25 protein-coding genes and 2 pseudogenes are annotated in these 22,958 nt (G+C 68.3%); 18 read left to right on the forward strand and 9 right to left on the reverse strand.

Annotated features, from left to right (window positions below):
- Window positions 1-5: 5 nt before the first annotated feature.
- The 3 genes from E4A48_RS13095 (at window position 6) to E4A48_RS13105 (ending at window position 2,307) form a co-directional block, all read left to right on the forward strand.
- Window positions 6-557 (forward strand): NUDIX hydrolase, encoded by a 552-nt coding sequence (locus tag E4A48_RS13095; protein ID WP_003481247.1) that lies wholly within the window; start codon window positions 6-8, stop codon window positions 555-557.
- Window positions 550-1,350: an N-formylglutamate amidohydrolase gene (locus tag E4A48_RS13100; RefSeq protein WP_039007570.1), complete on the forward strand. Its 801-nt coding sequence runs from the start codon at window positions 550-552 to the stop codon at window positions 1,348-1,350. The genes E4A48_RS13095 and E4A48_RS13100 overlap by 8 nt, the downstream gene beginning before the upstream one ends.
- 69 nt (window positions 1,351-1,419) lie before the next feature.
- Window positions 1,420-2,307 (forward strand): transglutaminase-like domain-containing protein, encoded by an 888-nt coding sequence (locus tag E4A48_RS13105; RefSeq protein WP_058196965.1) that lies wholly within the window; start codon window positions 1,420-1,422, stop codon window positions 2,305-2,307.
- A 432-nt stretch (window positions 2,308-2,739) separates the two neighbouring features.
- Here the strand turns inward: E4A48_RS13105 and pip are convergent, their stop codons facing one another.
- The 4 genes from pip to prmC all read right to left on the reverse strand — a co-directional run bounded on the left by pip (window position 2,740) and on the right by prmC (window position 6,231).
- Entirely contained in the window at window positions 2,740-3,681 is a 942-nt protein-coding gene (gene pip / locus E4A48_RS13110) for a prolyl aminopeptidase (protein ID WP_058196966.1), read from the reverse strand.
- A gap of 26 nt (window positions 3,682-3,707) precedes the next feature.
- Complete coding sequence (locus tag E4A48_RS13115) at window positions 3,708-3,926, reverse strand: hypothetical protein (RefSeq protein WP_142742543.1); 219 nt, start codon at window positions 3,924-3,926, stop codon at window positions 3,708-3,710.
- 32 nt (window positions 3,927-3,958) lie between these two features.
- Complete coding sequence (locus E4A48_RS13120) at window positions 3,959-5,188, reverse strand: type IV secretory system conjugative DNA transfer family protein (RefSeq protein WP_260607951.1); 1,230 nt, start codon at window positions 5,186-5,188, stop codon at window positions 3,959-3,961.
- Between the two features lie 209 nt (window positions 5,189-5,397).
- Window positions 5,398-6,231: a peptide chain release factor N(5)-glutamine methyltransferase gene (gene prmC / locus E4A48_RS13125; protein WP_039007574.1), complete on the reverse strand. Its 834-nt coding sequence runs from the start codon at window positions 6,229-6,231 to the stop codon at window positions 5,398-5,400.
- A gap of 215 nt (window positions 6,232-6,446) precedes the next feature.
- Here prmC and ahpC point away from each other — a divergent pair, with 215 nt between their 5' ends.
- The 6 genes from ahpC (at window position 6,447) to E4A48_RS13155 (ending at window position 12,283) form a co-directional block, all read left to right on the forward strand.
- Entirely contained in the window at window positions 6,447-7,010 is a 564-nt protein-coding gene (ahpC, locus tag E4A48_RS13130; RefSeq protein ID WP_039007575.1) for an alkyl hydroperoxide reductase subunit C, read from the forward strand.
- A gap of 200 nt (window positions 7,011-7,210) precedes the next feature.
- Complete coding sequence (ahpF, locus tag E4A48_RS13135; protein ID WP_039007576.1) at window positions 7,211-8,800, forward strand: alkyl hydroperoxide reductase subunit F; 1,590 nt, start codon at window positions 7,211-7,213, stop codon at window positions 8,798-8,800.
- Between the two features lie 78 nt (window positions 8,801-8,878).
- Window positions 8,879-9,844 carry a LysR substrate-binding domain-containing protein gene (locus E4A48_RS13140; RefSeq protein WP_039007577.1) on the forward strand — a complete coding sequence of 322 codons (966 nt, stop codon included), beginning with the start codon at window positions 8,879-8,881 and terminating at the stop codon, window positions 9,842-9,844.
- 103 nt (window positions 9,845-9,947) lie between these two features.
- A complete protein-coding gene (locus tag E4A48_RS13145) occupies window positions 9,948-10,742 on the forward strand; it encodes a hypothetical protein (protein ID WP_142742544.1) in 795 nt (264 codons plus the stop codon).
- Between the two features lie 98 nt (window positions 10,743-10,840).
- On the forward strand, window positions 10,841-11,269 hold the full coding sequence (gene rnk, locus E4A48_RS13150; RefSeq protein WP_142742545.1) for a nucleoside diphosphate kinase regulator: 429 nt from the start codon (window positions 10,841-10,843) through the stop codon (window positions 11,267-11,269).
- 45 nt (window positions 11,270-11,314) lie between these two features.
- Entirely contained in the window at window positions 11,315-12,283 is a 969-nt protein-coding gene (locus E4A48_RS13155) for a transaldolase (protein ID WP_142742546.1), read from the forward strand.
- Window positions 12,284-12,448: 165 nt separating this feature from the next.
- On the opposite strand, the gene msrA is transcribed toward E4A48_RS13155, so the two are convergent.
- Together msrA and E4A48_RS13165 are read right to left on the reverse strand one after the other, a co-directional pair.
- A complete protein-coding gene (gene msrA / locus E4A48_RS13160; protein ID WP_039007583.1) occupies window positions 12,449-13,099 on the reverse strand; it encodes a peptide-methionine (S)-S-oxide reductase MsrA in 651 nt (216 codons plus the stop codon).
- 151 nt (window positions 13,100-13,250) lie between these two features.
- A pseudogene (locus E4A48_RS13165) lies at window positions 13,251-13,400 on the reverse strand (SgcJ/EcaC family oxidoreductase); the annotation flags it as partial.
- Between E4A48_RS13165 and E4A48_RS13170 the strand changes: the two are divergent.
- Window positions 13,397-13,501: pseudogene (locus tag E4A48_RS13170) on the forward strand (response regulator); the annotation flags it as partial. The pseudogenes E4A48_RS13165 and E4A48_RS13170 sit on opposite strands and share 4 nt — an antisense overlap.
- A gap of 172 nt (window positions 13,502-13,673) precedes the next feature.
- Here E4A48_RS13170 and E4A48_RS13175 read toward each other — a convergent pair.
- Complete coding sequence (locus E4A48_RS13175; RefSeq protein ID WP_003472682.1) at window positions 13,674-13,901, reverse strand: putative signal transducing protein; 228 nt, start codon at window positions 13,899-13,901, stop codon at window positions 13,674-13,676.
- 9 nt (window positions 13,902-13,910) lie between these two features.
- A complete protein-coding gene (locus E4A48_RS13180) occupies window positions 13,911-14,552 on the reverse strand; it encodes a glutathione S-transferase family protein (RefSeq protein WP_142742547.1) in 642 nt (213 codons plus the stop codon).
- A 99-nt stretch (window positions 14,553-14,651) separates the two neighbouring features.
- Between E4A48_RS13180 and E4A48_RS13185 the strand changes: the two genes are divergently transcribed.
- The 6 genes from E4A48_RS13185 to rlmM all read left to right on the forward strand — a co-directional run bounded on the left by E4A48_RS13185 (window position 14,652) and on the right by rlmM (window position 20,138).
- Complete coding sequence (locus tag E4A48_RS13185) at window positions 14,652-16,406, forward strand: glutamine--tRNA ligase/YqeY domain fusion protein (protein WP_142742548.1); 1,755 nt, start codon at window positions 14,652-14,654, stop codon at window positions 16,404-16,406.
- Between the two features lie 256 nt (window positions 16,407-16,662).
- Window positions 16,663-17,616, forward strand: a complete 954-nt coding sequence (locus E4A48_RS13190; protein WP_142742549.1) for a DMT family transporter — start codon at window positions 16,663-16,665, stop codon at window positions 17,614-17,616.
- A gap of 52 nt (window positions 17,617-17,668) precedes the next feature.
- Window positions 17,669-18,061 carry an STN domain-containing protein gene (locus E4A48_RS13195; RefSeq protein ID WP_142742550.1) on the forward strand — a complete coding sequence of 131 codons (393 nt, stop codon included), beginning with the start codon at window positions 17,669-17,671 and terminating at the stop codon, window positions 18,059-18,061.
- A gap of 61 nt (window positions 18,062-18,122) precedes the next feature.
- Window positions 18,123-18,503, forward strand: a complete 381-nt coding sequence (locus tag E4A48_RS13200) for a hypothetical protein (RefSeq protein WP_142742551.1) — start codon at window positions 18,123-18,125, stop codon at window positions 18,501-18,503.
- Window positions 18,503-19,063 carry a nucleoside deaminase gene (locus tag E4A48_RS13205; protein ID WP_009577417.1) on the forward strand — a complete coding sequence of 187 codons (561 nt, stop codon included), beginning with the start codon at window positions 18,503-18,505 and terminating at the stop codon, window positions 19,061-19,063. Before E4A48_RS13200 ends, E4A48_RS13205 begins: the two co-directional genes overlap by 1 nt.
- Window positions 19,064-19,097: 34 nt before the next feature.
- Entirely contained in the window at window positions 19,098-20,138 is a 1,041-nt protein-coding gene (gene rlmM / locus E4A48_RS13210; protein WP_141696284.1) for a 23S rRNA (cytidine(2498)-2'-O)-methyltransferase RlmM, read from the forward strand.
- A gap of 159 nt (window positions 20,139-20,297) precedes the next feature.
- Here rlmM and E4A48_RS13215 read toward each other — a convergent pair whose 3' ends face one another.
- A complete protein-coding gene (locus tag E4A48_RS13215) occupies window positions 20,298-21,413 on the reverse strand; it encodes a Gfo/Idh/MocA family protein (protein ID WP_142742552.1) in 1,116 nt (371 codons plus the stop codon).
- 322 nt (window positions 21,414-21,735) lie between these two features.
- Here E4A48_RS13215 and E4A48_RS13220 point away from each other — a divergent pair, with 322 nt between their 5' ends.
- Both E4A48_RS13220 and E4A48_RS13225 read left to right on the forward strand, forming a co-directional pair.
- A complete protein-coding gene (locus tag E4A48_RS13220) occupies window positions 21,736-22,458 on the forward strand; it encodes a hypothetical protein (RefSeq protein WP_039007603.1) in 723 nt (240 codons plus the stop codon).
- A 47-nt stretch (window positions 22,459-22,505) separates the two neighbouring features.
- Complete coding sequence (locus tag E4A48_RS13225; protein WP_142742553.1) at window positions 22,506-22,907, forward strand: EF-hand domain-containing protein; 402 nt, start codon at window positions 22,506-22,508, stop codon at window positions 22,905-22,907.
- The last annotated feature ends 51 nt before the right edge of the window (window positions 22,908-22,958 follow it).

A 22,958-nucleotide genomic window follows, 5' to 3' on the forward strand; every position in this document is an offset into this window, starting at 1 on the left:
CGCCCATGACCCGCCCCGATTCCCCGCCCCGCATCGTCTACGAAGGCAAATACCAGCGCATGGTGGTGCGCGGTACCTGGGAGTACTCCGAACGCGTGCATGCCGGCGGCCTGGCGGCGATCATCGTCGCGGTGACCCCGGACGACGAGGTGCTGTTCGTCGAGCAGTTCCGCGTGCCGCTGCAGGCGCGCACCATCGAGATGCCGGCCGGGCTGGTCGGCGACATCGATGCGGGCGAATCGATCGAGCTGTCGGCGGTGCGCGAACTGGAGGAAGAGACCGGCTGGACCGCCGACCACGCCGAAGTGCTGATGATCGGCCCGACCTCCTCCGGCGCCAGCAACGAAAAGGTTGCCTTCGTGCGTGCCAGCGGCCTGCGCAAGGTCGGCGACGGCGGCGGCGACGCCAGCGAGGACATCACCGTGCACGCGGTGCCGCGCGCCCGCGCCGCGGCCTGGCTGGTGCAGAAGATGGGCGAAGGCTACGAGCTGGACGCCAAGCTGTGGGCCGGGTTGTGGATGATCGAACACCAGCTGGACGGCACCCCACGTGGTTGAGCCGACGACGCATGCGCACGCCGGCCCGCCCCTGCTCGGTGTCGGCGATCCGCCGCCCTACCGCGTGCACCAGGCGCAGGGCCGCTCGCCCTACCTGCTGATCGCCGACCACGCCGGGCAGCAGGTGCCGCAGGCGCTGGCCGGCCTCGGCCTGCCGCAGCACGAACTGGACCGGCACATCGGCTGGGACATCGGCATCGCCGCGGTCACCCGCGCACTGGCGCAGGCGCTGGATGCGTTCGCGATCGAGCAGACCTATTCGCGGCTGGTGATCGACTGCAACCGGCCGCTGGCGGCGCCGGGTTCGGTCGCCGAGCGTAGCGACGGCACCCTGGTGCCGGGCAACCAGGGGTTGAATGCCGCCGCGCGCGCCGCGCGCGCCGCGGCGATCTTCGTTCCCTACCACGCGCGCATCGCCGCGGAACTGGACCGGCGCCGCGACGCCGGCCGCGCCACCATCCTGATCGCGATGCACAGCTTCACCCCGTCGATGGCCGGCGAGTCCCGGCCATGGCACGCCGGCGTGCTATATCAGCGCGATGCCCGTTTCGCGCAGGCGCTGCTGGCCGAGCTGCGCGCCGAACCGGGGCTGGTGGTCGGCGACAACCAGCCGTATTCGGTCAGCGATGCCACCGACTACGCGATCCCGGTGCATGCCGAGGCGCGCGGCCTGGCGCACGTGGAACTGGAGATTCGCCAGGACCTGATCGCCGACCCCAGCGGACAGCGGCAATGGGCGCAACGCTTGCTCAACATGCTGAATCGGTTGCAAGCTGCCTTCACATCGGGCTGAGCGCAGGCTGCGCACTCTCGATCATCGCCGTCCGTTCAACGCCCTAGCTTTCCCACCGGAGCCTCCCCCATGCTCATCCGCCTCGGCTACGAGATCCGCTACCGTTTCCTGCAGCCCACCCCCGTGCTGGCCATGCTCGACATCCACGACAGCCGCCGCACCGACATCGTCGTGGCCACCGCGCTGCAGACCGAGCCGGCGATCCCGCTGCGCGGCTACCGCGACCAGTATGGCAACAGCTGCACGCGCATGCTGGCCCCGGCCGGCGCGCTGACCCTGCGCGCCGACGCAGTGGTGCGCGACAGCGGCCTGCCCGACCAATATCGCTACGACGCGCCGCAGACGCCGGTGCAGGAGCTGCCGGAGGACACCTTGATGTACCTGCTCGGCAGCCGCTACTGCGAGACCGACCTGCTCAGCGGCATGGCCTGGGACCTGTTCGGCAGCGCGCCGACCGGCTGGGCGCGGGTGCAGGCGATCTGCGACTACGTACATGCGCAGATCCAATTCGGCTACGAGCACGCGCGCCCGACCAAGAGCGCGGCGCAGGCACTGCAGGAAGGCCGCGGCGTGTGCCGCGACTTCGCCCACTCGGCGATCGCGCTGTGCCGCTGCATGAACATCCCGGCGCGCTATTGCACCGGCTACCTGGGCGACATCGGCGTGCCCGCCTCGGCCGCGCCGATGGATTTCTCCGGCTGGTTCGAGGCGTTCCTGGACGGCCAGTGGTACACCTTCGACGCGCGCCACAACCTGCCGCGCATCGGCCGGGTGCTGATCGCGCGCGGCCGCGACGCCGCCGACGTGGCGATCAGCAACACCTTCGGCTACAACACGCTGGAATCGTTCGTAGTGTGGACCGACGAGACCGACCAGGCGCGCCTGGATCCACGTCCCGCCGCCAGCGGCGTCGGCGTCGGCGCGGCCGCGCTGCACACCGAAGGGCTTTATCCCTAGCATGGCTTGGTTGCAGGCAAGGGCGCTGGCGGGAGCGGGAGTCGGTCGCGAGCGCTAGCCCCAAGCCATCCAGCTGTGATCCCGCGGGAACATTCGGCCAGGCGACGGACGCTTCGGCCCATTGTGGGAGGGACTCAAGTCCCGACTGCAGCGCACTTACAGAACTCAGCCCCCCCGCCCGCTGCTCCGGCACACCTGCCCCGAAAAGGGGTAATGGATAAGGCAGAGGCGCACTGCTCGGCTGGCAGCGATACAATCCAGCAAACGCGGCGACACAGCATCGCCAGACGGTCGCTTGCCGGAATTTCGCCTTGCTGCCCGGCCGCAGTCGCTGTCCACCTCGCTCTGCTGGTGATGCTGTAGATCCTCGCATTCGCGCAACAGACCGCGTATTGGCGCCTGCCGCGCATGGCGGCGCACGCCATGCCCAGCTCAGGCGAAGGCGTCGGTGGCGCGCACCAGGGCGTCGACGTTTTCCGCCTCGAACGCGGAATGACCAGCGCTCGGGTTGATCTGCAGCGTCGCCTTCGGCCAGGCCTTGTGCAACTCCCAGGCGCTCTGCGCCGGACAGACCACGTCGTAACGGCCCTGCACGATCACGCCGGGGATATCGGCGATCTTCCCGGCATCGCGCAGCAACTGGTCTTCCACCTCGAAGAAGCCGCCGTTGACGAAGTAGTGGTTCTCGATGCGCGCGAACGCCAGCGCGAACTGCGCGTCCTCGTGGCCGTCGACGAAATCCGCATCCACGTGCAGGAAGCTGGTGGCGCCCTCCCACACGCTCCACGCGCGCGCCGCGGCCAGACGCGTGGCCTGGTCGTCGCTGGTGAGGCGGCGATGGAACGCGGAGATCAGGTCGGCGCGCTCCACCGGCGGAATCACCGCCACGTAATGTTCCCAGGCATCGGGGAACAGGCGGCTGGCGCCTTCCTGGTAGAACCACTCCAGTTCCCAGCGGCGCAGCATGAAGATGCCGCGCAGCACCAGCTCGGTGACGCGCTGCGGATGGGTCTGCGCATAGGCCAGCGCCAAGGTCGAGCCCCAACTACCGCCGAACACCTGCCAGCGCGCGATGCCGAGCGTTTCGCGCAACGTCTCGATATCGGCCACCAGATCCCAGGTGGTGTTGTCGACCAGGTCCGCATGCGGCGTGGAGCGGCCGGAGCCGCGCTGGTCGAACAGCACGATGCGGTACTTGGCCGGATCGTGGAAGCGGCGCATCTTGGCATTGCAGCCGCCGCCCGGCCCGCCGTGCAGCAGCACCACCGGCTTGCCCTGCGGATTGCCGCACTGTTCGTAGTACAGCGTGTGGCGCGCATCCACCGGCAGCATGCCGCTGTCAAACGGTTCGATCTCGGGATATAGCGTGCGCATGGCGGTTCCTGCCTGAAAACTGGATTTTACTCGCGGATGGCATATTGGCGGCGCTGCCTGCAGCAAACGTCGCCCAGCAGCCGCACCGATGACTCCCGCAAGGTTAGCCCCTGACCGGCCGGCCCCCTACCGCCAGGGCCTTCCTGCTGCCGCTGCTGCGCTTCCAGCGCCAGCTGCTGCTCGCGCTGTTGATTGAGGGTCTGTGCCTGCTGCACCGTCTCTTGCAATGGTGCGGCCTGCTGCATCACATCCGTCGAGGCGCGGACACCCGGCGTGCTTAGCTCAACCGGTTTACGTCCTTCTCGTTCTGCACCTGGATGACGTGCTCTGGCAATGCCATCTGCGCATCATGCCCCACCACCTTGATGCGCGCCGGCGGCATCGCCGCACGGGCCTTGAATTGCTTGTCTTTGAAAAACCAGTTCTTCTGCGCCAGGATCGGCTTGCTGCCTTCGTAGAAGATCATTTCGTCGTCGCTGGGCAGTTCCTTGATCTCCTGCGGCAGGAACAACGCCCGCTTCTGCTCCACGCAGCTGATCGATACCTGGCTCGCACCAGCGCCACGGCTGCGGCTGTGGCTGCGCTGTTGCTTGCGCACGGTCTTGTAGCCCAGCATTTCGCTGTACTCGTTGGCGTCGCTTTGCTCGCGCGGCGCGAACACAACCTGCGCGCCATGGTTGGTAATGAAGTTCTGCGCGTCGTTGTCGCCATAGTTGGAACGCAGCTGCGCGCGGCTTTGTACGATGCACAGGTCGCGCACGCCGTAGCTGGCCGAAATGGAGATGCGCTTGGACCACACGTCCAGGCGGCCCATCGCCGTGAACTCGTCCATCAGCATCAGCATCTGGTATTGCAGGTCCGGCTCCTCACCCAGCTGTTTGCCGAGGTTGTTGCCGATCAGGCTGCTGAAGAAGATGTTCAACAGCTTGCTGCTCTCGTCCAGCTTGTTGGTCGGGATGATCACGTACAAGGTGGTCGGGCGCTTGCGCAGGCTCAGAATGTCGATGTCCGTGGCATTGGTGGCTGCCGCCAGGGTCGGGCTGAGGAATTGCTGCAGCGGCGCCTGCATGGTGGCGATGACGGAACTGAACGTCTGCTCGGCCAGCCCCGCCAGGTTGCCGAACACGGTGCGCGTCTGCACGCTGATGTAGGTGTAGTTGGGATTTATGAGGATGTCCTGCAGCATCTGCTGCGTGCTGTTGCCGTCGTGGCCGCTGGACAGATGCAGGATGCGCTCAAGGCTGGGGAACAGCGGCGAGGTGTTGATGTGCGGAAACAGTGCTTCCGGAGCCTTCCATGCCATGAGTTCGTCGATGGTGTGATCCCGGGCTTCAAACATGTAGGACGCAAACGCGCTGAACGCGGCGCGACTTTGGCTTGTCCAGAACGGATCCTGGCCTTGTGCGTCCGGATACAAGATCGCGGCGATGGTCTGGATCTTTCCGAGCCGCTTGCCGGGTACGTGCTGCTCGCCGATGAACGGCTCCATGCCGCCACGGCTCGACATGTCCGTGGGGCGAGTGAGGGCATGGTCAGCGGTGGCCATGCCCCGCCATGCCCGCAGCCCGCAGCGCCAGAGGGATGACGGCGGCGCCATAGGCGCAGGCCGTGTTCAGCCCTTCTGCACCGGCACGTTGCGTTCGATGCCCTCGCGCAGGGACGGGGTGGCACATCCACACGTCGAGACACGACAGGCGAGTCCGCATCGCCACCGAGTCAAATGACCGGCCAGCACCCCAGCGTGACCCGGTCGCGTGCTTCCAGGTCCTGGTGGGTCGCCACAGCATCGAAGCCGGCATCGGCCAGCAGCGCACGCACGGCCTCGCCCTGTTCCCAGCCATGCTCCAGCAGCAGCCAGCCGCCCGGCCGCAAATGCGCCGATGCCTCGGCGGCGATCATCCGGATGTCGTCCAGCCCGTCGGCACCGGACGCCAGTGCACTGGCCGGTTCGTAGCGCAGGTCGCCTTGCGCCAGGTGCGGGTCGCCGGCGGCGATATAGGGCGGGTTGCTGGCGATCAGGTCGAAGCGCTGTCCGGCCAGCGGCGCCAGCCAGGGGCCGTGGGCGAAGCGGACGTTGTGCAGGCCGTGCGTTCGCGCATTGGCTTGCGCCACCGCCAGCGCCGCCTCGCTCAGGTCGGTGGCCAGCACCTGCGCCTGCGGCCGCTCGCTGGCCAGCGCCAGCGCGATCGCGCCGCTGCCGGTGCCCAGGTCGGCGGCGCGGCGGCCCGGCGCCGTGTCCAGCCGCTCCAGCGCCAGTTCCACCAGGCGCTCGGTGTCAGCGCGCGGGATCAGCGTGGCCGGGCCGACCGCCAGGTCCAGGGTCCAGAAGCCGCGGCGGCCGGTCAGATAGGCCACCGGCTCGCCCTGCGCGCGCCGCGCCAGCAGGGCGCCGAAGCGCTCGACGGCATCCGCGGGCAACGGGTCGCGGGCATGCGCGAACAGCCAGGCGCGGTGGCGCTGCAGGGCGTGGATCAGCAGGGCTTCGGCATCGGCGCGGTCGATCTGCGCGCAGGCTGCGCGCAGCAGGGACTCGGGGGTAGGGGCGTTCATCGACGTCACGATGCCGCAGCAGTCCGGAAAAGCCAACGTGATAGAACGTTGGGACTGCGTGCTTCCCCCGCAGCGCAGCAAAGAGCCAGGCTTGAATAGCGATAGGCAAAAACTATCTATTCAATTCCATCAATCGATTTGAGATATCTATCGAACCCTCCTATGATGAACCTCGTTCTATCCCCCGTTCCCCTTCGCAACCACGAGGAAACTCCATGTCTCTGATCAACACCCAGGTCCAGCCGTTCAAGGCCAACGCTTACAAGAACGGCGAATTCATCGAAGTCACCGACGCGGACCTGAAGGGCAAGTGGTCGGTGCTGATCTTCATGCCGGCCGCCTTCACCTTCAACTGCCCCACCGAAGTGGAAGACGCCGCCGACAACTACGCTGAGTTCCAGAAGATCGGCGCCGAGGTCTATATCGTCACCACCGACACCCATTTCTCGCACAAGGTGTGGCACGAGACCTCGCCGGCCGTGGGCAAGGCGCAGTTCCCGCTGGTCGGCGACCCGACCCACCAGCTGACCCGCGCGTTCGGCGTGCATATCGACGAGGAAGGCCTGGCCCTGCGCGGCACCTTCGTGATCAACCCGGAAGGCGTGATCAAGACGCTGGAAATCCACGACAACGCAATCGCCCGCGACGTCACCGAGACCCTGCGCAAGCTCAAGGCCGCGCAGTTCGTCGCCTCGCATCCGGGCGAGGTGTGCCCGGCCAAGTGGAAGGAAGGCGAAAAGACCCTGAAGCCGTCGCTGGACTTGGTCGGCAAGATCTAAGCCGCCGCACTCCCATCTCCGCCGTTTCGGCGGGGGTGGGGGTGAACCGCAGCCTGCGTCGCGGCCAGTACGCCTGCCTCACGCCAGCCACCGGCAGCGCGCGCTGGCTGCGGTTCACCCCTCCTCCCAATTCTTTACGGCGGTCTGCCCCTGCGGCAGCAACGCCTTCCCCGCGCTTTGCCCATCGTCAGGAGTCCGCCATGTTGGATGCCGATCTGAAAACCCAGTTGAAGGCTTACCTGGAGCGGGTCGTTCGGCCCATCCACATCACCGCATCGGTGGACGACGGCACCAAGTCGCGCGAGATGCTCGACCTGCTCGAGGACCTGGTGCTGCTGTCGGACCAGATCAGCCTGGACGTGCACCGCGACAGTGCCGAGCGCACCCCATCGTTCGCGCTGACCAGCCCCGGCCACGACATCCACCTGCGCTTCGCCGGGTTGCCGCTGGGCCACGAGTTCACCTCGCTGGTGCTGGCGCTGCTGCAGGTCGGCGGGCATCCGTCCAAGGCCACCGCCGAGGTCATCGAGCAGGTGCGCAACCTGCCGGGCGACTACGTGTTCGAAACCTATTTCTCGCTGTCCTGCCAGAACTGCCCGGACGTGGTGCAGGCGCTGAACCTGGCCGCGGTGCTGAACCCGAACATCAAGCACGTGGCCATCGACGGCGCGCTGTTCCAGGACGAGGTGGAGGCGCGGCAGATCATGTCGGTGCCCACCGTGTACCTCAACGGCGACGTGTTCGACCAGGGCCGCATGAGCCTGGAGCAGATCGTGGCCAAGCTCGACACCGGCGCGGCCAAGCGCGATGCGGCCAACATCGCGGCCAAGGCGCCGTTCGACGTGCTGGTCATCGGCGGCGGCCCGGCCGGCGCGGCGGCGGCGATCTATGCGGCGCGCAAGGGCATCCGCACCGGGGTGGCGGCCGAGCGTTTCGGCGGCCAGGTGCTGGACACCATGGCGATCGAGAACTTCATTTCGGTGCAGGAAACCGAGGGCCCGAAGATGGCCGCGGCGCTGGAGCAGCACGTGCGCCAGTACGACGTGGACATCATGAACCTGCAGCGCGCCGAGCAGTTGCTTCCGGCCGGCGCCGACGGTCTGATCGAGGTCAGGCTGGCCAACGGCGCCTCGCTGAAGAGCCGCACGCTGATCCTGTCCACCGGCGCGCGCTGGCGGCAGATGAACGTGCCCGGCGAAGACCAGTACCGCAACAAGGGCGTGGCCTATTGCCCGCATTGCGACGGCCCGCTGTTCAAGGGCAAGCGCGTGGCGGTGATCGGCGGCGGCAATTCCGGCGTGGAAGCGGCGATCGACCTGGCCGGCATCGTCAGCCATGTCACCCTGGTCGAGTTCGACGCCAAGCTGCGCGCCGACGAAGTCCTGCAGCGCAAGCTGCGCAGCCTGGGCAACGTGGACATCATCGTCAACGCGCAGAGCACCGAGGTGATCGGCGACGGCAGCAAGGTCACCGGCTTGGTCTACAAGGACCGCGTCGGCGGCGACGTCCACCGCTTGGCGCTGGAAGGCATCTTCGTGCAGATCGGCCTGCTGCCCAACACCGAATGGCTGCAGGGCACGGTGGCGCTGTCGCCGCGCGGCGAGATCGTCGTCGACGACCGTGGCCAGACCTCGCTGCCCGGCGTGTTCGCCGCCGGCGATGCCACCACGGTGCCGTACAAGCAGATCATCATCGCCATGGGCGAAGGCTCCAAGGCGGCGCTGAGCGCGTTCGACCACCTGATCCGCAGCAGCGCGCCGGTCAGCAGCGCGGTCGCCGAAGCGGCCTGACCTGCTTGCCCCGCGCCGCGAGCCGGCGCGGGGTCTATGCTGTTTCCCAGCACAGCCGCACCGCCAAGGAACCTGCCGATGAACCTGCGTGATCTGAAATACCTGGTGGCGCTGGCCGATCACAAGCATTTCGGGCGTGCCGCGGCGGCCTGTTTCGTCAGCCAGCCGACGCTGTCAACGCAGATCAAGAAGCTCGAGGACGAACTCGGTGTGCCGCTGGTCGAACGCGCACCGCGCAAGGTCATGCTGACCCCGGCCGGACGCGAGGCAGCCAGCCGCGCGCGCGGCATCGTCGCCGAGATCGAGCAGATGAAGGAGGCGGCGCGGCGCAGCCAGGACCCGGAAGCTGGCACGGTGCGCCTGGGCATCTTCCCGACGTTGGGCCCGTACCTGCTGCCGCACGTGATCCCGGGCATCCGCGAGCGCTTCCCGCAACTGGAACTGCTGCTGATCGAGGAAAAGAGCGACGTGCTGCTGACCCGGCTGCGCGAGGGCCGGCTGGATGCGGCGCTGCTCGCGCTGCCGCTGCACGACGACCAGCTGCATACCGAATTCCTGTTCGAGGAACCGTTCGTCCTGGCGGTGCCCGATAACCACCCGCTGGCCAAGCGCGATTCGTTGAGCTTGAGCGAACTGCACCAGCAACGGCTGCTGTTGCTGGAGGACGGCCATTGCCTGCGCGAGCAGGCCTTGGACGTGTGCCACCTGTCCGGCGCGCTGGAAAAGGCCGAATTTCAGGCCACCAGCCTGGAAACGCTGCGGCAGATGGTGGCCGCCAATGTCGGCGTGACCTTGCTGCCCTTGCTGGCGGTGCAACCGCCGGTGGCGAACTCGTCCAATATCCATCTACTGCGCTTCGACGATGCCTCCGGCCCGAGCCGACGCATCGCGATGCTGTGGCGCCGCAGCTCGGCGATGAGCGATTTCCTGGAGCAGTTGGCGACGCTGTTCAAGGCGCTGCCCGAAGCGCTGCTGTCGGCCAAGACCACGCCGTCGGCGCTCGCCCCGGTAGCCGCCGCGCTGCCGCGCGTGGCGACGCCCTGAGCGCAGCGCCGCGCCGTTGCCGCAAGGCGTACGGGCGACGCTGACGCCCGGTTTACAGCCCACGGTGCGACAATCCCGTCATTACTTGTGTAAAGGAATGCGGATGACATCTATCGGAACCGTGCTCGGCCGCCATCGCAACAATGCGACGCTGTCGATCCTGGTCATGCTGTTCGGCGTGGCACTTCTGGCCTGCGGCGTGCTGCTGTTCGTGGTGCGCGACAAGGTCGCGCCGGACGCGGCGCAGACGCTGCAATGGATCATGCTCGGCCTTGCCTTGGTCGGCGTATTGACGCTCCTGCTGGGCTGGGCGATCCGCCGCGGCGGCTGGGAACAGGGCGAACTGGGCGTGCGCCAGTTTCCCGAGCGCAGCGACGGCACCTATCTCTATCGCGACATCGTCGAAACCTGCCAGTTCTACCGTGCCGGCCTCTCGGTCAACCTCGGCTGGCGGCGCGAAGGCCAGGAACAATGGCAGGCGGCCAACGGCAACATCGGCGGCTACTACACGTTCCTCGACCGCTTCATGCACGGCTACCTGCAGGCGCGTTTGCCGGTGCTGATGGCCAAGCTCGATGCCGGGCAGACATTGAGTTTCCGCATGGTCACCACCGCCGGCGCGATCCGCCGCGAATTCGCGGTCAACATGAAGGGTTTCACCCGCGGCCCGCTCGAGACGGTGCAGCTGAGCCGCGAGCGTCTCGCCTTCGCCGGCAGCGAGATCCGCATCGACGATATCGTGGCCACGGACGTGTCGGCGTGGACCTCGCGCCTGCAGTTCCAGCTGCGCGGCGGCAGCAAGGTCAGCGTCAGCTACACCGCCTTGTTCGATGGCCCGCTGTTGCTGGCGTTGCTGGAGCAACTGCTGCCCACGCAGCCGCACGTCACTGCTGTCTGAGCGCGGCCATCGGCCCTGCGGCCGATGCCACGCGACAGCCAGCGCCATCCGGGCGGCGCCTCGCAGCGCCGCCTTTTTCATGACCCAAGGAGTTTGCCATGTCCTCTCAACCGCAAAGCGGCCTACCCCCTTCACTGATCGTGTCCAGCCACGACCTGGCCCGTTTGGAGGCCTTGCTCGAGTCCCCCGCATTGAAGCAGCACCCGGCCGCGCTCGCGCTGGGCGAAGAACTCGGCCGTGCCACGGTGGTGCCACCCGAACAGATTCCCGCCGGCATCGTCGCCATGCACTCGCGCGTGGAATGCGAAGACGAAATGCACGGCGAGCGCCACCAACTGACCCTGGTCTATCCGCACGAGGCCGATGCCGCGCAAGGCCGCATCTCGGTGCTGGCGCCGGTCGGCAGCGCCCTGCTGGGCCTGGCCGTCGGCCAGTCGATCGACTGGCAGGCGCCCGGCGGCCGCGCGCTGCGGCTGCGCGTGCTCGCGGTGCAGGCCGCGGACGCCGCCGCGCGCGCAACGCGTTAACGTGCGCAGGGCTACTCTTCACTTCATTCGTTCCGAGACCTGTCGATGACGTCTTCCGCTCCTTCCAAACTTGCCCAGCTGCGCGACTTGTCCGTGGTCGTGGCCGATACCGGCGACTACGATGCGATCAAACGGCTCAAGCCGGTCGATTGCACCACCAATCCGACCCTGGTGAAGAAAGCCCTGGACCTGCCGGTCTACGCCGAGCTGATCGACGAGGCGCTGGCCTGGGCGCGCAGCCAGGACCGCGACCACGCCGCCCTGGTCGACGAGATCGCCGACCGCCTGACGATCGACGTGGGCAGCAAGCTCAGCGCGCTGGTGCCCGGGCGCGTATCCACCGAGGTGGACGCCGACCTGGCCCACGACACCGCCGCCACCATCGCCAAGGCGCACAAGTTCATCGCCATGTACGCCGAGCGCGGCGTGCCCAAGGACAAGATCCTGATCAAGGTCGCCGCGACCTGGGAAGGCATCGAAGCCGCGCGCCAGCTGCAGCGCGACGGCATCGACTGCAACCTGACGCTGATCTTCAACCGCACCCAGGCGCTGGCCTGCGCAGAGGCCGGCGTGTTCCTGATCTCGCCGTTCGTCGGCCGCATCCTGGACTGGTACGTCGCCAACGGGCAGACCCCGGCCAGCATCGACGACGACCCGGGCGTGCAGTTCGTGCGCGGCGTGTACGCCGAATTCAAGCGCCGCGGTTCGCAGACGGTGGTGATGGGCGCCTCGTTCCGCTCCACCGCACAGATCGAGGCGCTGGCCGGCTGCGATCGCCTGACCATCTCCCCGGAGCTGCTGGAAAAGCTCGACGCCGATCATGGCGAGCTGCCGCGCAAACTGTCGCCCGGCCGGGCAGACGGCGCGCAGATCGCGCAGATCCATGCCCAGCAGTTCGCCGCCGACCTGGCCGCCGATCCGATGGCGACCGAGAAGCTGGCCAGCGGCATCGACACTTTCGCCAAGGATCTGCAGACGCTGCGCGACACGATCAGGCAGAAGCTGGCGGCCTGAGCGACGGCGCTGCACCAGTGCAAACCAGAGCGGCGGCGGCGCCGCTCTTTTTTTTGGGTGCAGGGACTGAACAGGAATAGGGAATGGGCAATGCGGGTGTCCGCTGCGCCGCCGATTTCCGGCTCGCTGACGAGCGCGCAGCACGTGGGCGCTGCGCGAGGCGGCTCAGGCCTCCAGCCCCAGCGGGCAGCTGACCCCGGTGCCGCCCAATCCGCAGTAACCGCCCGGGTTCTTGGCCAGGTACTGCTGGTGTTCGTCCTCGGCGTAGTAGAACGGCGGCGCCGGGAACAGGATCTCGGTGGTGATCTGGCCGTAGCCGGCCGCGCGCAGGCGCTGCTGGTAGGCGTCGCGGCTGCCGAGCGCCGCATCGTACTGCGCCTGCGTGCTGCAGTAGATCGCCGAGCGGTACTGGGTGCCGGTATCGTTGCCCTGGCGCATGCCCTGGGTCGGATCGTGGCTTTCCCAGAAGGCCTGCAGCAACTGCGCGAAGCTCAGCGCCTGCGGGTCGAACACCACCAGCACCGCCTCGGTGTGGCCGGTCTGGCCGGAACACACTTCTCCGTAAGTGGCGTTGGGCGTCTGCCCGCCGGCGTAGCCGACCGCGGTGCTGAACACCCCCGGCAGCGACCAGAAGGCGCGCTCGGCGCCCCAGAAGCAGCCCAGCCCGAACTGCACCTGTTGCAGGCCGGCGAACGCGTCGCGCAGCGGGTGGCCGTTGACGAAATGGCGGTTGTGCAGCGGCAGCGGCTGCGCGCGACCGGGCAGGCTTTCGCCCGGGCGCGGCAGGCGCTGCTTGAAGGCACCGATTCCCAACATGGCGCGGACTCCTGGCATCGAAAGGGATGTCTTCTGGATGGCGCTGCCGGCGCCGGCTTTCAAGGTGCGCGTGGCGCAGCGCCGGGCACGCCGACGCCGCACGGCGCCATGGCGGCGGGCCGTTGTCGACCCACGCCAAGTGTCCGCCCGGTCAATGCGCTGCGGTCTTGCTGCCGCCGCTCGCCACTTCCGGCATCGCCGAGCTGTGCTGGTTGATGATCAGCCAGCGGCCGTCGCGCTTCTCATAGACGAAGGTATAGCGCGCCTGCACCTTGCGGGTGCTGCCGTCCGGGTTGCGAAGTGGGGCTGCGGGTCTGGAACGTGGCCGAGACCACGGTGCTGTTCAAGCGCCTGTGCGCTTTGGCCGATCCGGAAGCGGTGCCGCCAGGGTGGAGAGGTTGAGGTGGGACCGGGACTCGGGACTCGGGACTCGGGACTCGGGACCCGGGAAAGGCTGAGCGGCGGCGGCGCGCAGCGCAAGCCCAGCGCCGCGCTTACTCTGTTTCCGCAGACAGTCGCGGCCTTGCACTCGCCGTTGACTGCGAGTCCCCAGTCCCGAGTCCCGGCCCCACACCTACATTGCCCGCGTCACCCACCCGCCCAGACCCAGCGCCATCAGCACTTCCTGCGCTTTTTCCAGCAGTTCGTCAGCCACGCACACCTGCACCACGCCGAACGGCAGTTCGCCAGCGCCGCCGAGCAACGCCTCGCCGAACACGAACGCGGTGATGCCGGCGTCCTCCAGCGCGTGCTTGGCCAGGTGCGCATCGATCAGGTGCTGGGCGCGATAGGCGATCTGCATGCCCTGCCCTCAACCGCGCGTCGCGACTTCGGCGACCACACCGGCGCGCCATTCGCGCATCGCCGGCAAGGCCTCCAGGGCCGCCATGTACTGCGCGGCCGGCGCCGGCACCGCCACCCCGTAGCCAGCGAAGCGCACCGCCACCGGCGCGAACATCGCATCGACGATGCCGAAGTCGCCGCACAGGAACGCGCCGCCGACGCCATGGGCCTGGCGCAGCGTCGCCCACAGCTGCACGATGCGCGCGATATCGGCCTGCGCCTCGGCGTCCCAGCGGTCATCGTCGGGCGTGCGGCAGGCCTGCATCGGCAGCTGCCGGCGCAACGCCAGGAACCCGGAATGCATCTCGCAGGCCGCCGCGCGCGCCTGCGCCCGCACCTGCAGCGCGGCCGGCCAACCGCGGCCGCCCAGCCAGCGCTCGTTGGCATACTCGCAGATCGCCAGCGAATCCCAGAGCTGCAGTTCGCCGTCCCACAGCGCCGGCACCCGCCCGGTCGGCGAATAAGCGCCGATGCGCGCGGCGAACGCGGGCGTGTCCAGCGCCAGCGGCACTTCCTCGAAGGGCACCGCGAAGTGCCGCAGCAGCAGCCACGGCCGCAGCGACCACGAGGACAGGTTCTTGTCGCCGATGACCAGACGGGGAAGCGGCATGGCGCATGCTCGGGGGTGGACGGATCCGCAGCGTACGCGGCGGGGCGGCCAGCGGCCAGCTCGGCTAAACTTGCGCTTTACTTATCTGCTGAAGCGCGCATGTCCGAGACCCCCGCCACCGACGCCACCGCCCCGGCCGAGAAGAAAGACTTCATCCGCCAGATCGTCCGCGAGGACCTGGCCAGCGGCAAGCACGCGGCCATCCGTACCCGCTTCCCGCCCGAGCCCAATGGCTACCTGCACATCGGCCACGCCAAGGCGATCTGCCTGGATTTCGGCATCGCCGCCGAGTTCGCCGGGCGCTGCAACCTGCGCTTGGACGACACCAATCCGGCCAAGGAAGACCCCGAGTTCGTCGCCGCGATCCAGGACGACGTGCGCTGGCTGGGCTTCGACTGGGCCGAACTGCGCCACGCCTCGGACTACTTCGAGGTGTACTACCTGGCTGCCGAGAAGCTGATCCGCGACGGCCACGCCTTCGTCTGCGACCTGAGCGCCGAGCAGGTGCGCGAATACCGCGGCACGCTGACCGAGCCGGGCCGCAATTCGCCGTACCGCGCGCGCAGCGTCGAAGAGAACCTGGACCTGTTCCGGCGCATGCGCGCCGGCGAGTTCCCCGACGGCACACGCACCCTGCGCGCCAGGATCGACATGGCCAGCGGCAACATCAACCTGCGCGACCCGGCGCTGTACCGGATCAAGCACGTCGAGCACCAGAACACCGGCAACGCCTGGCCGATCTACCCGATGTACGACTTCGCGCACGCGCTGGGCGACGCGGTGGAAGGCATCACCCACTCGCTGTGCACGCTGGAATTCGAAGACCATCGCCCGCTGTACGACTGGTGCGTGGACAAGGTCGACCTGGCCGGCCATCCCGAGCTGCTGCAGCCGCTGCTGGACAAAGGCCTGCCGCGCGAGGCGGCCAAGCCGCGGCAGATCGAGTTCTCGCGTTTGAACATCAACTACACGGTGATGAGCAAGCGCAAGCTGACCCAGCTGGTGGCCGAGCAGTTGGTCGATGGCTGGGACGACCCGCGCATGTACACCCTGCAGGGCCTGCGCCGGCGCGGCTACACGCCGGCGGCGCTACGCCTGCTGGTGGACCGGGTCGGCATCAGCAAGCAGAACTCGGTGATCGACTTCTCGGTGCTGGAAGGCTGCCTGCGCGAAAACCTGGATGCGGCGGCGCCGCGGCGCATGGCGGTGATCGACCCGCTCAAGCTGGTGCTGGGCAATCTGCCCGAAGGCCACAGCGAGACGTTGCTCTTCTCCAACCATCCCAAGGACGAGAGCTTCGGCCAGCGCGAGGTGCCGTTCTCGCGCGAACTGTGGATCGAGCGCGAGGATTTCGCCGAAGTCCCGCCCAAGGGCTGGAAGCGGCTGGTACCGGGCGGCGAAGTGCGCCTGCGCGGCGCCGGCATCGCCCGCGTCGATGAGGTGATCAAGAACGCTGCCGGTGAGATCGTCGAGCTGCGCGGCTGGCTGGATCCGGAATCGCGTCCCGGCATGGAAGGCGCCAACCGCAAAATCAAGGGCACCATCCATTGGGTCAGCGCCGCGCATGCGCTGGAGGCGGAAATCCGCCTGTACGACCGCCTGTTCTCGGTAGAGAAGCCCGACGACGAATCCGACGGCAAGACCTACCGCGATCATCTCAACCCGGCCTCCAAGCGCCGCGTATGCGGCTACGTTGAGCCGGCCGCCGCGCAGGCCGCGCCGGAGCAGGCGTTCCAGTTCGAGCGCAGCGGCTACTTCGTCGCCGACCGCTACGACCACAGCGCGGCCACGCCGGTGTTCAACCGCAGCGTGACCCTGCGCGACACCTGGACCGGCGGTCACGGCGCCGCCTGACGCAAGCGCGCCGCGCCGACCGTTTCCCGTTGCGGCCGGCGCGCGTCCGCGACCCGCTGCGCCACGGACGCGGTTGCCGACCGGCGCTGCCTGAGCGCAGGCGCTGCCGCGATGGCCGCCTCCGCGCCACCACAATCGCCAGCGTCGCGCTTTCCAACGGCAGTGGCGGCACGTTAGCGTAGGCCCCCACGCCAAGCCTGCGCCGCAACTGCCAGGCCATGCTGGCGCACTACGCAACGAAGAGACAGGACACGGCATGCGCAAGGGTTTGTGGGCGGGAGTGGGCAGCGGCATCGCCGCGGGCGCGTCGTGGGGACTGGTGTTCCTGGCGCCGCAGTTGCTCGCCGGGTTCTCGCCGCTGCAGCTTGCCGTGTCGCGCTACCTGGCCTACGGCACGGTCGCCGCGCTGCTGCTGGCGCCGCGCTGGCGCGTCGCCACCGGTGCGCTCGGAGCGCCGGAATGGGCGGCGCTGCTGCGGCTGAGCCTGCTCGGCAACATCGTCTACTACGTGTTGCTGGGCAGCGCGGTGCAATGGGCTGGCGGTGCGGCCACCGCCTTGATCATCGGCCTGCTCCCGGCGGTGGTCACAGTGCTCGGTTCGCGCGCGGCCGGCGCGATGCACTTCCGCCGTTTGGCCGCGCCGTGCGCGTTGTGCGTCCTCGGGGTAGCGCTGGTCGCGGCGCAGACGCTGGACACCGCGCATCCCGCGCAGACCAACGTGGGCACGCGCGCGGCCGGGCTGGCCTGCGCGGTCGGCGCACTGGCGTGCTGGTCGGTGTATTCGATCAAGAATGCGCGCTGGCTCACGCGTCGTCCCGACATCTCCGGGCGCGACTGGTCGCTGCTCACCGGCGTGGTCACCAGCACGCTGACGCTGACCCTGGCGATCCCCGCGTTCGCGTTCGACCACGGACACGCTGCAGCCGAGTGGACACGCTTCTGGAGCGTGGCGATCGTGCTGGGCGTGTTCGCCTCGGTGATCGGCAACGCCTGCTGGAACCGCGCCAGCCGGCTACTGCCGCTGACCCTGGTCGGGCAGATGATCGTGTTCGAAACCGTGTTCGCGCTGCTCTACGGTTTCCTGTGGGAGGCGCGCTGGCCCACGCCCCTGGAATCCTTGGCGATCGCCTGCCTGCTCGGCGGCGTGCTGTGGTGCGCTTGGCTGCACGCGCCCCCGCAAGTGCGCAAGCCGGATGCAACCTTGGGTTAAGGCACACCGCCTAGACTAAAAGCGTCACTCCCCAGCATTAGGAAATCCCATCATGTCCGCTACGTTGCGCACCTCCTGCATCAGCCTTGCCCTGCTCGCCCTGCTCGCCGGTTGCGACATGGCGCCGTCTTCCGCTCCTTCGCAAGCCGCTGCAACGCCCGCACCTGCTCCGGGATCTGCATCCACAGCGGCGCAAGGCAAGTGCGACGCCGTGCCCGACCACGACTACGACATGCCCGCCGCACGCTTAGATGAAACCGCGCAGCAGCTGGCGCATGCCACCGGTTGCAGCATCGTCTACGACGATCCGTCGCTGTCGCCGCTGCAGGTCAATGCGGTGAAGGGCCGAATCAGCATCCGCCAGGCGATCCACCAGGCCATCGACGGCACCGAGCTCCATATCAAGCAGGAAACCGCCAATACGATCACCGTCGGCCGCCGCTGAGTCGCCGCAACCGCGGCCATGCGCGTTACGATGGCTGCGGTCTCTCGCACGGAAGGTCGCCATGTCCAGTCGTCTCGCGCGGTTGCGGTGCTGCCTGTGCCTGTTCGCCGGCACCCTCGTCTTCAGCGGCTGCGCACGCAGCGAAGGCGCCAAGCCCGCCGCGCACGGCCTGCCGGTGAAGGTGGACACCACCTGCCGCAGCGATGCCGACTGCATGATCAAGGACGTCGGCAACTGCTGCGGCGCGATGCCGGCCTGCGTCAACCGCGACAGCCCCACCGATCCGCACGGCGTGATGGCGCAATGCCAGGCCAGCGGTCTTATGAGCGTATGCGGCTCGCCCGCCATCAGCGGTTGCCAGTGCGTGGCCGGGCATTGCAGCGCCAGGGGCGTGCAAGCCGATACACTGCGCGACCCCCAGCCTGCCGAACCCGTCCGCTGATGCTCTACGCGCAAGTCCACCTCACCCTGCCCGCCTGGATCCACGATGCGGTCGATCCGCAGGCGGTCTATCCCGGCGACGCCGACAAGGTGGCACTGGCAGTGGAACTGTCGCGGCGGAACGTGGACGCCGGCAGCGGCGGCCCGTTCGGCGCGGCGGTGTTCGGCCCGGACCACCGCATCATCTCGGTCGGGGTGAACCGGGTGGTGCCGCAGACCACCTCGCTGGCGCATGCCGAGAACATGGCCTACATGCTCGCGCAACAGCGCCTGCAGACGCCGCGACTGAACGCTGTACTGGCGCCGGTGACCCTGGCGACCTCGGCGCAACCGTGCTGCCAGTGCTACGGCGCGACCATCTGGGCCGGCATCGATCGGCTGCTGATCGGCGCCAGCGCCGAGGACGTGATGGCGTTGACCCCGTTCGACGAAGGCCCGCTACCGGCGGACTGGATCGGCGAACTGGAACGCCGCGGCATCGAAGTGGTGCGCGGCCTGCACCGCGACGCCGCCTGCGCGGTGTTACGCCGCTACGGCGAACTCGACAGCCCCCGCTACTGACCGCCGCCCGGCGAAGGCTTCCTCCATGTCCTCCCTGAACGGCCTGCTGTGCTACTGCCGGCAAGGCTTCGAGCCCGAACTGGCGGCCGAACTGAACGATCGCGCCGCGCGCGCCGACCTGCCGGCCTACGCGCGCACCGAACGCAACAGCGGTTACGCGCTGCTGATCTGCGAAACCGCCTTGCCGCCGCGCGCGCTGCCGTGGCGTGGGCTGATCTTCGCGCGGCAGAAACTGCGCCTGCTGGCCGAACTGCGCGAGCTGGATCCGGCCGACCGGATCGCGCCGATGCTGCAGGCGCTGAGCGGACACAACCGCTTCGGCGACCTGTGGATCGAGCACCCGGATTCGGACGAAGGCAAGCAACTGTCCGGGCTGGCGCGCAGTTTCGGCAACGCGCTGCGTCCGGCGCTGCGCAAGGCCGGCCTGCTCAGCGACAAACCGCAGCCGAAGCTGCCGCGCCTGCACGTGTGCTTCCTCGCCGGCACCCACGCCTTGCTGGCCATCGCAGACAGCGACGACAGCGCACCGTGGCCGCTGGGCATCCCGCGCCTGAAGTTGCTGTCGGAAGCGCCCTCGCGCTCGGCGCTGAAACTGGAAGAAGCGCTGCTGGCGCTGCTGGCGCCGGAGGAACGCGAGGCGCTGCTAAAGCCCGGCATGCGCGCCGCCGACCTGGGCGCCGCGCCCGGCGGCTGGACCTGGGTACTGATCCGCCAGCACCTCCACGTGACCAGCGTCGACAACGGCCCGCTGCGCCAGCACGTGCTCGACAGCGGCCTGGTCGATCACCTGCGCGCCGACGGCTTCCACTGGAAGCCGCCGCAGGCGCTGGACTGGATGGTCTGCGACATGGTCGAGCAGCCGCGCCGCGTCGCCGAGCGCATGGGCACCTGGTTCCGCGAAGGCTGGTGCCGGCACGCGATCTTCAACCTCAAGCTGCCGATGAAGAAACGTTGGGACGAGACCCAGCTGTGCCTGGACCTGTTCGCCGAGCGCGCCGAGCGCCCGCTGCAGATCCGCGCCAAACAGCTGTACCACGACCGCGAAGAGATCACGGTGCTGGCGATGTCGGCCTGACGTTGCGAGAACGCACTAGGCGCCCCCCTGTAGGAGCGGCTTCAGCCGCGACAGGATCTATCCGGTAACGCCCGGTCGCGGCTGAAGCCGCTCCTACAGGAAATCGAAACAGCTGCGAGAAAAGCATCGCGCGACCGCAGGCACATCACCGCCCCGCCGCTACAGCACGATCCGCTTGCCACCCTCGCCCGCAGAACGGTAGATCGCATCGATCACGCGCATGTCGCGCAGGCCTTCCTCGCCCGGCGCGCGCAGCGGCGTGCCATCGAGGATCGCCAACGCGTCCTCGTCCATCTGCAGCGCCTGCTGGTGACGCACCTTGGCGTCGAACACACGGCCGTCGCTGGCGCGGCCACGGATGCCGTCGTAGCTCTGGAACGGCGCCAGCTCGTACCAACCGCGCTCGCACTCGGCACGCAGCCGGTTCATGGTGCGGCCGAAGCTGGTAGCGCAGTCGGCGAGCATCTCGTGCGGGAATTCCAGCTTGAACTGCATGTGCTCGTCGACCTCGTCGAACAGCGCCGGCCGATCGGTGGAACGGGTCGCGCTGACCGCCAGCGGCTCGGCGCCGACCGTATAGCGCGCCGCGTTGAGCGAATACACGCCCATGTCGTACATCGCACCACCGCCGAACTGCGCGCGCAGCCGCCATGGCCGCTGTGCCGGGTCGGTATCGCCGTAGCCGTTGTAGCCGGCCTCGGCGCGCACCGTGCGCAGCGCGCCGAACGGGCGCTCCCCGGCCAGGGCGATGATGCGCCGCGTGTTCGGCTCGTGCTGCATGCGGTAGCCGATGCTCAGCCGCACCTTGTTGCGCGCGCAGGCGGCAATCGTCGATTGCGCCTCGTGGGCATGCATCGCCATCGGCTTCTCGCACCACACCTGCTTGCCGGCGGCGGCCGCGCGCAGGCTCAGCGGTGCATGCAGATGGGTCGGCGTGACCACGTAGACCACGTCGATGTCCGGGTTGTCGGCGATGCGCTCCAGATCGTCGTAGCTGTAGACGTTGCGATCGGGGATGCGATAGCGCGACTGCCACTGCGGAATCTTGTGCGGCGAGCCGGTGACGATGCCCACCAGCCGGCAGTGCTGGGTCAGCGCCAGCCCCGGCGCCAGACGGTTGCTGGCGTAGTCGCCCAATCCGACCAGCGCCACTCCCAGCGGTTTCTTGCGCTTGCCCCGCGGGGCCGCCCACAGCGGCGATGCCAACAGGCCCGCGCCCGCCGCGGACAACCCGGCGAGCAGCACACGGCGACGATTCGGCGAGGACAGCGACATGCGGATATCCCTGATGGCCGGACACATTGTGTCAAAAACCTTAGCGCATCCCTTGCCCGGCGATGTGAGCGCTCTGTCGCTGCCGTCGGCGCGCCTGGCAACCCGGCCGTTCCGCGGCGCGCCGGATCGCGCCATCCCAGCCGACCTGCCGTCTTCGCCGCCAGCGGCCGCGTCTTGTTACCGGCTCGCCTGGGCCGCCGAGGTGGCCGCACAGGGCGACCCGAAGGCCATAGAATGCCCTTGGGATGCGCATCGCAGCGTCGTCTCAGTCCGCGCAATCGCGGTCGGGCATCCTGCCTGCACTGACTGGAGAGCCGCGCACATGCAGCCGATCGAACTGAAAGACCCTGCCGGCTTCGCAGACGAATTCCTGCGCCTGACCCTGTTGCAGGGCTTCCAGTCGCTGACCAAGCGCGACCTGGAATTGCTGATCTTCGTACTGCTGGAACGCGATGGCGCGATCTCGCGCAGCGATTCCAACAACGCGGTGGCGCTGCGCCTGCGGGTGACCCCGGCCAAGGTGAAGGGCTTGCGCCGCGACGGCTATGCGCGCTGGCGCGCGCTGGTGCCCGAAGACGGCGATGCCGCGCTGGAGCGGATCGTGGCCAGCGTGCTCACAGAAGACAACCTGCGCGCTGGGTCCGAGCACGTCAGCGAACGCAGCAAGAAGGAAGGCTTCCTGGCGATCCGCATCGAACATCCGGACGACCAGCAGCGCTTCGAGCAGGCCATCGTCGATGTCGGCGCGATGCCGGTGTACGAACGCAACCGCGACGTGGTCGCGGTGCGCTTTGACACCTTGCTGAAGATCGCCGAGCGCTGGGGCTACCTGCAGCCGGAACCGGAGAAGGTGGTGCGCGAGCTGGAAAAGCTCACCCCGACCGCCGAGGAAGTGACGGACCTGTTGAAGAAAGACGTGAGCAAGCTACGCTGGGAGGACGTGCGCGGCGCGCTCAACAGCCTCGGCGCCAAGGCCATCGCCAGCACCGCCGAGGGCGGGCTGAAGGGATTGCTGAAACTGGCGTTCCCGTTCATCCCCGGCTGAACCTGCCGCGCCGTCCATCATTCGAACCATCGGAGTCCGTCCTGTCCATGCACTGCCTTTCATCCCTCGCCGTCTTTCTGCTCGCCGCCGCCATCGTCCCGGCGGCCGCGCAGAACCTCCACCCGGCCTCGAGCGTGGTCACCGAGCCGTTGCGCGACGTGCCGGCGAGCGTGGTCCTGGCACAGCCGCTGAGCAGCGGCGAGGTGACCCACCAGGTGCGGCTCGACGTCGCGCATGGCCAGACGCCGATCACCGTGCGCACGCTCCAGCCCGACAAGGTCGCCGGCAACTACCGCATCGACTTCGACGCGCTGGACAGCGACCACGACGGCTACATCAGCCGCAGCGAAGCGCAGGCCAACCCGGCGCTGGCCGACGAATTCGATTCGCTGGATTCGCAACGCCGCGGACGCCTAAGCCGCGAGCAGCTGGCCGGTTGGCTCAGGTAGGCAGTGCGGCCGGGTCGGCACCGCATCAGGAATGGCCCTGGATTGCTTCGA

The sequence above is a fragment of the Xanthomonas translucens pv. cerealis genome, assembly GCF_006838285.1.
Classification (GTDB): Bacteria; Pseudomonadota; Gammaproteobacteria; order Xanthomonadales; family Xanthomonadaceae; genus Xanthomonas_A; species Xanthomonas_A cerealis.

Coding starts and splice junctions, on each gene's coding strand:
- E4A48_RS13175 (WP_003472682.1), bottom strand. CDS start 13,901: ATGCAGATCGCCTATCGCGCCCAGCACCTGATCGATGCGCACCTGGCC.
- E4A48_RS13205 (WP_009577417.1), top strand. CDS start 18,503: ATGCTCTACGCGCAAGTCCACCTCACCCTGCCCGCCTGGATCCACGAT.
- msrA (WP_039007583.1), bottom strand. CDS start 13,099: ATGTTGGGAATCGGTGCCTTCAAGCAGCGCCTGCCGCGCCCGGGCGAA.
- E4A48_RS13200 (WP_142742551.1), top strand. CDS start 18,123: ATGTCCAGTCGTCTCGCGCGGTTGCGGTGCTGCCTGTGCCTGTTCGCC.
- ahpC (WP_039007575.1), top strand. CDS start 6,447: ATGTCTCTGATCAACACCCAGGTCCAGCCGTTCAAGGCCAACGCTTAC.
- E4A48_RS13195 (WP_142742550.1), top strand. CDS start 17,669: ATGTCCGCTACGTTGCGCACCTCCTGCATCAGCCTTGCCCTGCTCGCC.
- E4A48_RS13190 (WP_142742549.1), top strand. CDS start 16,663: ATGCGCAAGGGTTTGTGGGCGGGAGTGGGCAGCGGCATCGCCGCGGGC.
- rnk (WP_142742545.1), top strand. CDS start 10,841: ATGTCCTCTCAACCGCAAAGCGGCCTACCCCCTTCACTGATCGTGTCC.
- E4A48_RS13180 (WP_142742547.1), bottom strand. CDS start 14,552: ATGCCGCTTCCCCGTCTGGTCATCGGCGACAAGAACCTGTCCTCGTGG.
- E4A48_RS13225 (WP_142742553.1), top strand. CDS start 22,506: ATGCACTGCCTTTCATCCCTCGCCGTCTTTCTGCTCGCCGCCGCCATC.
- E4A48_RS13155 (WP_142742546.1), top strand. CDS start 11,315: ATGACGTCTTCCGCTCCTTCCAAACTTGCCCAGCTGCGCGACTTGTCC.
- prmC (WP_039007574.1), bottom strand. CDS start 6,231: ATGAACGCCCCTACCCCCGAGTCCCTGCTGCGCGCAGCCTGCGCGCAG.
- E4A48_RS13140 (WP_039007577.1), top strand. CDS start 8,879: ATGAACCTGCGTGATCTGAAATACCTGGTGGCGCTGGCCGATCACAAG.
- E4A48_RS13145 (WP_142742544.1), top strand. CDS start 9,948: ATGACATCTATCGGAACCGTGCTCGGCCGCCATCGCAACAATGCGACG.
- E4A48_RS13215 (WP_142742552.1), bottom strand. CDS start 21,413: ATGTCGCTGTCCTCGCCGAATCGTCGCCGTGTGCTGCTCGCCGGGTTG.
- E4A48_RS13220 (WP_039007603.1), top strand. CDS start 21,736: ATGCAGCCGATCGAACTGAAAGACCCTGCCGGCTTCGCAGACGAATTC.
- E4A48_RS13105 (WP_058196965.1), top strand. CDS start 1,420: ATGCTCATCCGCCTCGGCTACGAGATCCGCTACCGTTTCCTGCAGCCC.
- E4A48_RS13095 (WP_003481247.1), top strand. CDS start 6: ATGACCCGCCCCGATTCCCCGCCCCGCATCGTCTACGAAGGCAAATAC.
- ahpF (WP_039007576.1), top strand. CDS start 7,211: ATGTTGGATGCCGATCTGAAAACCCAGTTGAAGGCTTACCTGGAGCGG.
- E4A48_RS13185 (WP_142742548.1), top strand. CDS start 14,652: ATGTCCGAGACCCCCGCCACCGACGCCACCGCCCCGGCCGAGAAGAAA.
- pip (WP_058196966.1), bottom strand. CDS start 3,681: ATGCGCACGCTATATCCCGAGATCGAACCGTTTGACAGCGGCATGCTG.
- E4A48_RS13120 (WP_260607951.1), bottom strand. CDS start 5,188: ATGTCGAGCCGTGGCGGCATGGAGCCGTTCATCGGCGAGCAGCACGTA.
- E4A48_RS13115 (WP_142742543.1), bottom strand. CDS start 3,926: ATGCAGCAGGCCGCACCATTGCAAGAGACGGTGCAGCAGGCACAGACC.